This window comes from Sulfurimonas sp. hsl 1-7 (assembly GCF_030577135.1).
Classification (GTDB): domain Bacteria; phylum Campylobacterota; class Campylobacteria; order Campylobacterales; family Sulfurimonadaceae; genus Sulfurimonas; species Sulfurimonas microaerophilus.
In genome coordinates, this window is sequence record NZ_JAUIRR010000001.1 from 434,430 (window position 1) to 446,956 (window position 12,527).

The window sequence follows — 12,527 nt, forward strand, 5'->3', positions numbered from 1 at the left end:
TAATAATTAGCTTACAGAAGTAAGTTGTGTTTTTCTTAATTTTACATATTTGTAGGTTTCATGAGAAACTAGGACGAGTAGAGGGAAGGGTAAAAGGATCCATAAATCGGCAAGCGGTATATATGCAGTGTTAAAGATTTTTTGTATTGCTGTAACATTGAGCATCGCCCATATCCATACAAAAACTGCAACATTAGAAAAGATCAGCATCTTGTTTGAAGTTAAACTCATACTCCAAATATTAAAATCCCAACTTCTCATAGTCCATACATTAGCCAGCTGGCTCGTTACCGCTCCAAGAAGAGTCATCGTCATCGCCTGGGCGTGAAACACAGGATCGTCTAAATGCACCTCTCCATATTGCCAACCGTGGGCAAGTAAAAAAGTAATAAAGGCAAACATAGCGGCACTCGCTTCGATAATACCTACAAAAAAGTAACCGCGTTTAAATACTTCCCAATCGAGTATTTTCTCATTCTTTCCGACAGGTGGACGTTTCATGATATTTTTTTCCGGCTTTTCACTTCCAAGTGCTAGTCCCGGAAGCATATCTGAACCGAGATCGATGGAGAGAATTTGTATAACCGATAAAGGGTTTGGAATTTTTAGAAAAAAGGAGAGAATATAAGGGACGATCTCGGGAACATTGGAAGAGAGGATGTAGGTAACAAACTTTTTAATATTAAAATAAACAGTTCGTCCCTCCTCAATGGCTGCTACGATCGAGTTGAAATTATCATCGAGTAAAACCATATCACTTGCTTCTTTGGCTACATCGGTTCCGCTTCCCATAGATATGCCGATATCGGCTCTTTTAAGTACAGGCGCATCGTTGACGCCGTCACCAGTCATCGCAACCACTTCACCGTTTGCCTGAAGAGCATCTGCTACTTTTAGTTTCTGATTACTCGCCATTCTGGCAAAAATATATGTTTTTTCCAGAAGCAGTTTTTGAAGCTCTTTATGGCTGAGTGTCGCGGCTTCATCTCCACTTATAACCCCGTCAAAACGTAAACCTATCTGTTTTGCAATAGCTGCAGCGGTATTTGGATTGTCTCCTGTGATCATAATGGTTCGAATCCCTGCACTGTAACAGGTCTCAAGTGCTTCTTTTACTTCAGGGCGGGCAACATCCATAATAGCACTTAGTCCCAAAAGAGTTAAGTTCTCTTCATCGTTTTTGTCATTGATGGCAATAGCTAAAACTCTGTAAGCTTTGTTTTCCAGTTTTTCTAAAGCTTGCTCCATTACTTGTTGAGCATTTTGATCAAAAGGCTTCACTCCGTCACTGCTTCTGTAGTGGGAACATTTTTCAAAAACAATCTCTGCAGCCCCCTTAACAAAAAGAAGCTCTTTTGAGTCCACTTGCCCAAAAGTGGACATCATTTTTCGCTCACTCGTAAAAGGGTTTTCTGCTACTTTTTGAAATCTGTATTTGAGATTGTATTTGTGTGCAGCTACTACAAGTGCAAGTTCCGTAGGATCGCCTATAGGTTGATCTTCTTCTATAGTGGCACGCGAGTTAAACCAGCAGGCCTCTAGAAAATCTTTTAAAAGCTCTTTGGAGTTCTCTTTTTCGTTTTCGATTGCAAAATCCCCTTGAGTACTATAGCCGCTGCCGCTGATAGCAATCTCTTCACCGCTTGTTAGATAGATCTCCTGTAAAGTCATCTCGTTTTTCGTTAAAGTTCCGGTTTTATCGGTACAGATGGTAGTAACACTGCCGAGTGTTTGCACGGATGCGAGGTTTTTAATAAGAGCATTGCGTTTTGCCATACGCTGCGAAGCTAAAGAGAGAGAAAGGGTAATGGTTGGTAAGAGTCCTTCGGGAACGTTAGCAACGATCAAAGAGAGAGCAAAGATAGCTGCAATTAACATCCCTTTTTCTGAAAATACTCCGAGAATAAAAAATATGACTCCTGCAAACAGGGCTAATGCTGTTAAGATTTTGGTCATATTTATCACCTCTTTTTCAAGAGGCGTGAGCCCTTTTTCAATAGTTCCCGTCATAGTTGCGATTTTTCCAAACTCGGTTGCCATCGCTGTAGAGATAACTACTGCTTCACCGCTTCCGCTGACAACGCTCGTACCTGCAAAAACCATGTTTTTTGCTTCAATCGCACGGTTTGCATCGGTATTGGGATGGAGTTCTCTTTTTGAAGGTTTTGATTCTCCGTTAAGCGAAGATGTATTTATATAGAGTTCAGCAGCTTCAAGAAGTACCGCATCGGCTGCTATCTTGTCACCTTCTTCTAAAACTATAATATCTCCGGGTACGATCTCACTTGCATCAATCTCCTGTAATGTACCTTCTCTTCGGACCTTTATAATTGTGGGCATCAGTTTGAGCAACGCTTCCATCGCTTTATCGGCTTTGAAGTTTTGCCAGAAGGTAAAAGTGGCATTTATAAAGACTGCACCAAATATTGCAAAGCCTAAAATATTGTTTCCTTCATTAGGCTGGTAATGGTGTGCAATAAAAGCGAGTATACCTGCAAGCTCAAGTAAGATAGGGAAAAACTCTATATATTGTTTAAAATATTCATGAACATAGTTTTTCTCTTTCTTTGTTTTTATAAGATTTTTGCCAAACTCATTAAGCCTTTTTGAAACCTCAGAATTGCTAAGTCCTTCTCTCTGTGTTCTGAACTGATGCAGAAGTGTTTCATGTGAGAGCTTAAAAGGTAACATCACTTTTCTTCATAGGGGATAAAATAGACGGTGTTTATTAGCGGGTCTTCAAATAAAGTATCGATCGGATGGGAAAAGAAAAAACTTGAGCTAGTATGTGCTCCTACAATTGTCAAGTCAAATCTGTTTCGGCCAATATGGGAACGAACCATCTCTCCCTCACCGTAAGCAAAGTCATGCTTGAGAGATAATTTAAAGTTAAGCATATTGGCAAGTCTGAAATAGTGTCTGAGATGAAATATGAGCTCTTTTAAGCGTGTTGTTTCTTTCTTTTCAAAAAAACTTGATTTGTATATTTTATCTATAGAGTAGATCTCCGCTTTTGCATTGTATGCTAAGACGAATGTGGAAAACAGAGTGAATTTTTTTACTGAGAGTTTTGAGCTTCTGATCGGTAAGACGACATTTTCTACACGATTTGCATAGCCTGTGTTTAACACCTTTACAATAGCAAAATCTACTTTTAGTTTTTTATGGATGAGTGTTTGAACGAAGGAGGGGTCAAAGAGTGCATGTCTGTATCGTGTTGAGCAAAAGATCATATCTATATCTTTTTGTTCTATAAAGGTTGTAAGTTCCTCAAGTGTATCAAAGATAGTAAAGTTTGATTCTACATCTTTCTCTTGCGCTAAAGCAAACAGATCATCGGCACTTTTTTGCACCTCTTCAAGAGAGTCTTTCCCTTTGACATGAAGAATATAAAGAGGAAGGTTTGATTGTTTTGCATAGTTTAGGGCATATATGGAGGAGGTTTGAGAACTTAACGAACCGTTTATAAGAGTGATAACGTGCATAGATATATCCCCTTTAAAAAGCATATCTGTCTATTGTACACAAATTTTAGATAATTTGTGTCGTACGATCTTTAATTAGATGTTTTTATAGCTTATCATCTTCTACCTTTATTTAAATATAGAAGAGTTTTTGATAAGTAAGTTATGTCTTAATGTTAGTTTTGAAAATGGAACTTTCTTGTTTATTAGTTTTACAGTTTCATCATTCATGGGTATAGCCAAAACTATTTTATCATCATTTAAAATATAATATTTTTTAAATTTAAAAAATTGAATAATAAAATAAACAGATAGAAAAATCATGTTTAGTAGGGATTGACCAATAGTACCAATGAAGGACTCAACTTTATTATTCAATGTTTTTTTCTTGAGTTTTATTTTTTCTATTTCTCCGAAAATAGGAAAATAACTCCAACCAATATTTATTTTATTTAATTGCATAATATATTTATCAATGTCTCCATTATTTAAAACAAAGTCATAAGATAAACTTTCTTTATCAATCAATATATATTGTGTTGATGATAGTAGTTTATATAATTGTTTATATCCATAAAAAAATGATGAGAAAACACCGATGATACTTGTAACTAATCCCGCTTTATACATAAGTAAATCAAGACTATCTTTTTCTATAGCTATTTTTTGTATCAAAAAATACAATAGTAAAATGAATATAATTAGTGAAAATATTCTTAGTGTTAATTCAGATTTTAACAAGTAGTCATTCTTGATTGTAATTTCTATCATTGTTCCTTTGTCATCTAACGTTTGAAATGAGCAATCAAAAAGCCGCCCGCGGGTTTTTGATTGGTCTCCTCTGGTTTGTTAGGCTTTTGGAGCTTTGTAGTCTTTACGAACATATGTATATCCTAGAAGTACAAAGATTAGACCTACAATTAACTGAACTGCTGTCATCATCAGGGCTTCATTTCCATAAAAACGCGGTAATGTTGGTTTTAACTGGAATGAAATAGTGCCTGTTTCAAAATATGCCAATATAGCATCTATAGAAATGTATACAAGACCTAAACCCATAAGAACAAAAATGATAGCTAGTAATATTCTTGTCTTTTTTTCTTTCACTTTATGTGCCTAACTATTTATTCAACAAACATTATATATAGATTAGCTTGACATTAGCTAAATAAATGAACACTAAAAATGTTAATTTAAATGATATAGAAGGTGTTAAAGAGCTATTTTAATCCCGACAGGGCAGTGATCAGAGCCTTCTATATGATCGAGTATAAAAGCATCCTCAAGGTTTTCAGCTAAGTCTTCTGAGATAAAGAAGTAGTCTATTCTCCAGCCGACATTTTTAACTCTTGCACTGAAACGGTATGACCACCAGCTGTAACGATCAGCTTCATCGCCGTTTACATATCTAAACGTGTCTATATAGCCGTGATCAAGTAGTTTATCGATCCATGCGCGCTCGATCGGAAGAAATCCTGATGTTTTAGAATTTGCTTTTGGATTTTTAAGATCGATCTCACGGTGGGCAGTATTAACATCACCGCAGATGATGATACTTTTCCCTTCTTCTCTTAGCGCTTCACAATGATCTAAAAAACGATCGTAGAACTCCATTTTATAGTTCAAACGATCTTCATCTTTTTGCCCGTTTGGAAAATAGACGTTAAAGAGGACTATGTCATCAAAATGGGTTTCAATAATGCGCCCCTCATTCATGATATCTATATCTTTGCAATATGAAACATTTTGGCTTTGAAGTGTAGAGAACGTTGCCGTACCGCTGTAGCCTTTTTTCTCTGCCGAATTAATATGGCGTTCTAAGTAAGGTTTTTCAAAAAGGTTATCAGGAATCTGTTCTTCGAGTGCTTTGATCTCTTGTAGACATAAGATGTCTGGATGACGTTCATCGATCCATTTGAGGGATTCTTTATTTGCTATTGCACGGATACCATTGACATTCCATGAGATTATTTCGATTGAATCTGACATTTATAACCTTTGAATTTGAAGTAAGAGAGAAAAAAGAAAAGGGGTTTACTAAAGGAAAAATCCTTTAGTAATTAAAAGAGTGGACTTCTATACAAAGTCCACTTTAGCAACGTGGTGTTTTAAACCAAGCTCAGCCGGAGTACATCCAAGAGCAAGACCTACCATTTGTTGCATATGAAGTACAGGAAGTTGTACGTCACGACCGATTGCTTCAGAAGCATGGTGAGTTTGTGTATCTAGTTTTAAGTGACATAATGGACATGGAGTTACCATCCAGTCAGCATCAGCATCCATAGCACCTGCAATTGCATTACCAGTTAAAATAGCTGCAGTTTTTGGAGCTTGAAGCTCAACGTGGAAACCACAACATTTGTTTTTTTCTTCATAATCAACATTTTTTCCACCACACGCGATGATTAGATCATCTAGTGAAGTAGGGCGGTATGCCGATTCAGGAGATTTATGAGTTTCATTTTGAAGCTCTGATGGACGGATATTGTGACATCCATAGAAAGGCGCAATATTGAATTGGCTTAGTGGAGTTACAACCATCTCTTTAATTTTATCTAGACCAAAGTCATCAATGATAGCATATAGGAAGTGAGTGATTTGAGATGTACCTTTGTACTCTAAACCAACTTCAGCAAGTTTTTCATTTACTCTAGCTTTAAGATCAGCATCGTTATCTAGTTTATGTTTTGTCATAGCTGTGTTTAATTGACACGTATTACAGATAGTTACCATAGTAAGACCGTGTTTTTCAGCATATGCAATATTTCTAGCATTTAATACTAAAGATAAAAATTCATCATAATCTTGTAAGTGAGAAGCTCCACAACAAGAAGCTTCCGTTAGTTCAACTAGTTCTATTCCAAGTTTATCTGCAACAGCAAGAGTTGACATCATTTGCTCTGGCGTACTTTGTTTAGCAGTACAACCAGTAAAAAGTGCATATCTTAATTTTTCCATATTATTGTCTCCTAAAACTTCGCAGTTGTAGATGATTTAACAAGTGCTTTAATCTCATCCATATTATCTGATTTCGGTAATTGCCACGGCATAGGGATTTTACCTTTTGTAAACATTTTAAATGCTACCGGTAAATGTTTTACGATTGCCGGACCTTCAGAGTAAAGTACTAAGCCACCTTCATCAAGTACACCGCGTTTTGCGATCGAGTGGATAAATCCAACAGCGTGACGTGTAGCAACGTTAGACTCTGCTTTTCCTTCTTGGAAAAGTTTTTGGTGAAGTTTAGTGATTTTACCGATTGGATCGATCTCTTTAGGACAAACCTCTCTACATTCGAAACATTTAACACAGTCCCAAACACCTTGACCCATTTGGTTAACATCCATAAGTCTTGTTTCAGACTCATCACGAACATCAGCTTCAAATCTATATGCAGCAGCAAATGCAGCAGGTCCAAAGAAGTCATCATTTACTTCAACAGCAGGACATGCGTAGTGACATGCACCACATTGGATACAAAGATCAGCTTCATCAAGAGCTTCAGCATCATGAGGTGATACAAGGTTTTCCATCTCTGGAGCTTCATCTACATCTGTAACAACATAAGGTTGTATAGCAGCATGTTTCTCCCAGAAGTCAGATTTGTCAATGATCATATCTTTTACAGCACGTTTTTTACTTAATGGCTCAATAACTAACTCGCTACCAAATAGATCTACCATGTCATTCATGCTCTCTTTACAAGCAAGAGTAGAGCGACCGTTTACTTTAATAGCACATGCACCACAGATACCGTGACGACAAGATCTTCTATAAGAGAAACTTCCGTCATGATCCCATTTGATTCTGTTTAAAATGTCTAAAACAACCTCTTCAGAAGTTACTTCCATCTCATAATCATCATAATATGGAAGATAATCCTCTTCAGCATTGAAGCGGAATACTTTAAACTTTACTTTTTGTGTAGTAATTGTATGTTCCATAAGTTATCCTTAGTAGTTTCTTGCTTTTAATTCATGTTTGCCAAGAACAACATCCATGTAGTCTAAAGAGATGTTACCATCTTTGTCCATATATGCCATTGTGTGTTTTAACCAATCTTGATCATCACGCTCTTGGAAATCTTCTCTATAGTGTGCACCACGGCTCTCTTTACGAGGAAGTGCAGATTCAACGATAAATAGTGAGTAGTCTAACATGTGACCAAGCTCAATAGCTTCTTGAAGCTCAGTGTTGAATACTTTTGATTTGTCTTTTATACGAATATTTTTAAATCTTGCTCTTAGTTCTTTTACTTTTTCAATAGCAAGTTTGATAGTCTCTTCAGTTCTGAATGCACCAGCGTTTGCAGTCATAGCTTGTTGTAACTCTTCACGAAGTTCAGTTACTGTTTCATCTCCGTTATTGTTAATGATGAAATCAACTTCAGCTAAAGCTGTTTGTGCATCTTCTACAGTTGCAGGACGAAGTTCAATGTTATCGATCTCTTCAACCATAGTTTTACCAACAAAACGACCAAATAGTAATGCTTCAAGAACAGAGTTTGCACCAAGACGGTTTGCACCGTGAACAGATACACAAGAACACTCACCGGCAGCATAAAAACCTTCGATAAGTTCATCATTGTTTTTACGAACGTTACCAGCAATATTTACCGGAATACCACCCATAGAGTAGTGAGCAGTCGCAGAGATTAAGATCGGCTCTTTGATCATGTCTAAACCTAAGAATGTGATAGCAAGTTCACGTAACTCAGGAAGTTTTTGCATAATAAGATCTTTTCCAAGGTGTGTTACATCTAGATACACAGCATCTTTTCTTGGACCAACACCACGACCTTCTCTGATCTCGTTTAAGATAGCACGAGATACAACGTCACGAGAAGCTAGTTCTAATGCGTTCGGAGCATATTTCTCCATGAAACGCTCACCTTTAGAGTTGAACAGACGTCCACCCTCACCACGAGCAGCTTCAGAGATTAAAACACCGTTTCCTGAAAGTCCAGACGGGTGAAATTGTACGAATTCCATATCTTCTAGAGGGATACCGTGACGAGCTACGATAGAAAGACCGTCACCTGTATTTGCATGAGCATTAGAGTTGATCTTATAACAACGAGCATATCCACCAGTAGCGAACATTACAGATTTTGCATTGAAGATAGCCATTTGCATATCACGAATGTTAAATGCAACTACACCAGATACTTTACCATCTTTATAGATGATGTCTGCTGCATACCACTCATCCCAGAACTTAACACCAGAACGGTCAGCTTGCTCATAAATAGTTTGTAATAATGTAAGACCAGTTCTGTCTTTTGCAAAACAAGCACGTGGTGAAGATTGTCCACCAAAAGGTCTTTGAGCGATTTTACCGTCTTCAGTACGGCTAAACGCCGCACCCATTCTTTCAGCCCAGCGAATAGTCTCTGGAGCATTTTTACACATAAACTCAACAGCATCTTGATCTGCTAAGTAGTCTGCACCTTTAACTGTATCGAACTCATGAAGTTCAACACTGTCAGCATCACTAAAAGCGGCATTAACACCACCTTGAGCAGCACCTGAGTGACTTCTTAAAGGGTGAAGTTTTGTGATTACGGCAACTTTTTTGCCTGCATTTTGCAGTTCTCTCGCTGCTGCACATCCCGCAAGACCTGCACCAACAACAACTGCATCGTAAGTATAAATAGGAATACTCATTAAATTTCCTTCGTATAAAGAACTAAAATAATGCTGATTATATCTCAAAAAGGCTTATGCTAGATTAAATGTTGGATATATGGCGAAGAAGATGGAGAATGTTACAATTTTGGACACAAAAAGAAATATGTGTTACGATATTTCTCTATGTACATCTTTTTGTGCTAGGTCTCTTGTTTGGAAAATTTTATTTTTTCCTGTTGTTTTTGCGTAGTTTAATACCTCTTTAGCTTGTTTAATAGCTTCTTCAAGATTTGTATTATTTGGTTTGATCACATGTCCACCTGTTACAGTGATACGTTCCGTACCGACATCAGGAACATTAAATTTCAGATCAGCGATACTTTCACGGATCAGTTGAGCATCTTTATAACATTGCTCTTTTGTCGGACGAGACAGGATAATAGTATACTGGTTGTAATCAGTTCTGGCAATTACATCAACAGGTTGTTCATATAAAGATATAGTGTAAGCAATCTTTTTCAAAATGCTTTGTGTAATATCTTGAGGATACGGTCTGTGTGTTTTTGAAAAATTGTCTACATCTAAAACCGTTACAGAGGTAAAGTTGCTGTCTTTTAAACCTTTTTTATGAGAGTAAGAGTTTAACATACCCTTGTAGTTATTAATTCCCGTTACTTTATCAAGCATAGTAGGGTTGTCACTACTTACAGTTTTTCTATTCATTCTAAGGGCAATAGCGTCCGCTTCTATTGAGAATATCTCATACCCTTTTTTATCTTTATCTATTTGATATAAAAATTCAATGTCGTTATAGATTTTGCTGAGTCTGCTTCTATACCAGAACGTAAAGAACAGTACAATGATAAAAAGCCCATAAGATATATTTTTAATTACGTAGAACTTTGTCTCATCATAATCGATATGTTTTAAAAGCATACTGTTAATGTGCTGCGTTACAGCAGTTAACGAGTTCTCTAAAGTCTCTTTTGCTTTTATCTCTTCTTGTGAATGTTTTAAACTCTTTTTATTTTTCAGAATATCTTCATAGTATACGTGTGCCGCATTATTGAAGTTGTCTATCAATCTAGAAAGATGATTAATATCAGAACTGTATTCACTTGCATTGCCAAGAAGGTAACGTTCTGTAACATTATATTTATAGATCATCATAAGCTTATCTATATCTTGGTGCAGCTGTGTACTTTTACCGTTAAATTGAATCAATGCCAACTCCACATCATTTTTATCAAGTTGTGTAAGTTTATGAACAATGTTTTTTTGTTTTTGAAGATTGTCTATCTTTTGAGTTGAGAGGTCATGCTCGAAAACGAATAGAATTAAGACTGTAACCATTAAAAATAAAAAGACGAGATAAGTCTTTAAGCTTTTAAATATTTTTTTAATTGAACTTTTCATACTTTTTCCTAAAAATGTTATAATATCACTACGTAGCTATTTTATATCGGCAGACGTTAATATATCCTTAATATGAAGAAGTTTTATTGAATTTAGAAAATTATTTTATAGCGCAATTTCACAATAAACATATTGGGGATGACGGGGCGGTAATAGGAAAGTATGTATATTCAAAAGATGCTTTTTTCGAAAATATCCACTTTAAACGAGACTGGCTGAGTTTTTACGACATTGCAAAACGTGCAATGCTTGTAAATATTTCAGATGCTTTGGCAATGGGTGCGACTCCAAAATACGCACTTTTAAGTGTGGCAATGCCAAAAAATATGAACAGAGCCGATATGAAAAACTTGGCTGATGGTTTTAAAGCTGTAGCTGCACAATATAATGTAGAGATTATAGGCGGAGACACTATAAGCAATACAAAATTGGATATAACGATAACGATTATATCTGAAGTGAAGCGCACTTTACACAGAAAAGGGATCAAAAACAATTATCTTTTTGCATATACGGGTGTTTTAGGACATTCGGCAAAAGAGTTGAAGAAGTTGTTGAACCTTGGAAAAATCCATCAAAAATCTAAGTTTATAGATATACAATTGCGACAACAGTTTTTAAAAAGATCTTCAAAAGTTTTAAAAGCGGGCATGGATATCTCTGACGGACTTTACAGCGATCTGGAAAAACTAACGTCTACCAATAAACTCGGTGTACATTTTTTTAAACAGATCCCTAAACGTATCGGATGCAGCGGTGAAGAGTACGAGATGTTGGTAAGTTTCGCTCCACAAGACAGAAAAAAAATGGTTCGCCTAGCACAACTTTCAAGAACAAAGCTTACTGTTTTTGCAAAAGCGACAAGAAACAGATATACAAACAGATGTAAAGCACATCATTTTTAGGAAAAATATGGACAGATTTTATTCACTGGCACATGCTAGTATAGATTTTCACTTTAAGCAGTCACCACGAGATTTCGTAGTTGATGAGATACCTCTTTACGAGTTTAGCGGCGATGGTGAACATCTAGTGCTTCACGTACGAAAAAAAGGGCTTTCAACTACAGAGATGGTTGGCAGTATCGCAAGATATTTAGGGATAAAAAACAAAGAGATTGGTTATGCCGGCCTTAAAGATAAAAATGCGATGACAAAGCAGTATATCTCTTTGCATAAAAAGTATGAAGAGGCGTTGGAAAACTTTACACACGATTCAATTAAAATCCTCTCAAAAACATACCATAACAATAAGATCAGAGTAGGGCATTTAAAGGGAAACAGGTTTTTTATCCGTTTGAAAAAAGTGAATCCTACAAGTGCGGCAAAGATTGATGAAGCTCTTAAAAATATTGATAAGCAGGGACTTCCTAACTTTTTTGGCTACCAGCGTTTCGGTAATGACGGAGACAACCATATCCTTGGTGAAAAGTTGGCAAAAGGGGAAGCTAAAGAGCGAAATCCCCGTGTGAAGAAACTTTTGATTAATGCGTATCAGTCACACCTTTTTAACCTGTGGCTCTCAAGAAGATTGGAGATTAACTCTTTGGTGTCAAGTTTTGGCGTGGATGAACTTGCCCCTTTACTAAACCTGCCAAAGCAGGAGCTTCAAAAAATGAAGGCGCAAAAACATCCGTTTAAACTTATAAGCGGTGATTTGATGGAGCATTATCCACATGGAAGAGTGTTTGAGTTTAGTGGTGATGCACATGACCTAGAGCGTTTTGATGAACGAGACATCAGTGTGACAGGACTTTTACCGGGTAAAAGAGTAAAAATCACATCACAGTTTGCTCGTGAGATTGAGAAAGATTTTGACGATGAACTCAAAGAGGATGGTGCACGCCGTTATGCATGGGTATATCCAACTGACATAGAGGGAAGATTTAACCCTGTTGAAGCGCAGTATGAGATGAATTTTACGTTGCCGAAGGGTTCTTATGCAACGGTATTGATCGAGGAGATTGCAAAGCGTAAGCTTGTTTAATGCAGAGGGATTAATCTATCCCTCTTTTTTA

General features: G+C 36.7%; 11 protein-coding genes. 2 read left to right on the top strand and 9 right to left on the bottom strand.

Annotation, left to right across the window (positions count from 1 at the left end; all coding sequences use genetic code 11):
• Positions 1 to 6: 6 nt before the first annotated feature.
• The 9 genes from QWY88_RS02110 to QWY88_RS02150 all read right to left on the bottom strand — a co-directional run bounded on the left by QWY88_RS02110 (position 7) and on the right by QWY88_RS02150 (position 10,510).
• Complete coding sequence (locus tag QWY88_RS02110) at positions 7 to 2,691, bottom strand: cation-translocating P-type ATPase (RefSeq protein ID WP_304543564.1); 2,685 nt, start codon at positions 2,689 to 2,691, stop codon at positions 7 to 9.
• The gene (locus QWY88_RS02115) at positions 2,691 to 3,485 is read right to left on the bottom strand and encodes a hypothetical protein (RefSeq protein ID WP_304543566.1); all 795 of its coding nucleotides are present in this window, start codon (positions 3,483 to 3,485) and stop codon (positions 2,691 to 2,693) included. The genes QWY88_RS02110 and QWY88_RS02115 overlap by 1 nt, the downstream gene beginning before the upstream one ends.
• A 108-nt stretch (positions 3,486 to 3,593) precedes the next feature.
• On the bottom strand, positions 3,594 to 4,235 hold the full coding sequence (locus QWY88_RS02120) for a hypothetical protein (protein ID WP_304543568.1): 642 nt from the start codon (positions 4,233 to 4,235) through the stop codon (positions 3,594 to 3,596).
• Positions 4,236 to 4,313: 78 nt separating this feature from the next.
• Positions 4,314 to 4,523, bottom strand: a complete 210-nt coding sequence (locus QWY88_RS02125) for a hypothetical protein (RefSeq protein WP_304543570.1) — start codon at positions 4,521 to 4,523, stop codon at positions 4,314 to 4,316.
• A 153-nt stretch (positions 4,524 to 4,676) separates the two neighbouring features.
• Positions 4,677 to 5,453, bottom strand: a complete 777-nt coding sequence (locus QWY88_RS02130) for an exodeoxyribonuclease III (RefSeq protein WP_304543572.1) — start codon at positions 5,451 to 5,453, stop codon at positions 4,677 to 4,679.
• Between the two features lie 87 nt (positions 5,454 to 5,540).
• Positions 5,541 to 6,422: a CoB--CoM heterodisulfide reductase iron-sulfur subunit B family protein gene (locus QWY88_RS02135; protein ID WP_304543574.1), complete on the bottom strand. Its 882-nt coding sequence runs from the start codon at positions 6,420 to 6,422 to the stop codon at positions 5,541 to 5,543.
• Between the two features lie 11 nt (positions 6,423 to 6,433).
• Positions 6,434 to 7,408 carry a succinate dehydrogenase/fumarate reductase iron-sulfur subunit gene (locus QWY88_RS02140; RefSeq protein ID WP_304543576.1) on the bottom strand — a complete coding sequence of 325 codons (975 nt, stop codon included), beginning with the start codon at positions 7,406 to 7,408 and terminating at the stop codon, positions 6,434 to 6,436.
• 9 nt (positions 7,409 to 7,417) lie between these two features.
• Positions 7,418 to 9,130, bottom strand: coding sequence for a succinate dehydrogenase flavoprotein subunit (gene sdhA / locus QWY88_RS02145; protein WP_304543578.1), 1,713 nt, complete (start codon positions 9,128 to 9,130; stop codon positions 7,418 to 7,420).
• 132 nt (positions 9,131 to 9,262) lie between these two features.
• The gene (locus tag QWY88_RS02150) at positions 9,263 to 10,510 is read right to left on the bottom strand and encodes a diguanylate cyclase domain-containing protein (protein WP_304543580.1); all 1,248 of its coding nucleotides are present in this window, start codon (positions 10,508 to 10,510) and stop codon (positions 9,263 to 9,265) included.
• Positions 10,511 to 10,596: 86 nt separating this feature from the next.
• Between QWY88_RS02150 and QWY88_RS02155 the strand changes: the two genes are divergently transcribed.
• A complete protein-coding gene (locus tag QWY88_RS02155; RefSeq protein WP_304543582.1) occupies positions 10,597 to 11,415 on the top strand; it encodes a thiamine-phosphate kinase in 819 nt (272 codons plus the stop codon).
• A gap of 7 nt (positions 11,416 to 11,422) precedes the next feature.
• Positions 11,423 to 12,496 carry a tRNA pseudouridine(13) synthase TruD gene (truD, locus tag QWY88_RS02160; RefSeq protein WP_304543583.1) on the top strand — a complete coding sequence of 358 codons (1,074 nt, stop codon included), beginning with the start codon at positions 11,423 to 11,425 and terminating at the stop codon, positions 12,494 to 12,496.
• The last annotated feature ends 31 nt before the right edge of the window (positions 12,497 to 12,527 follow it).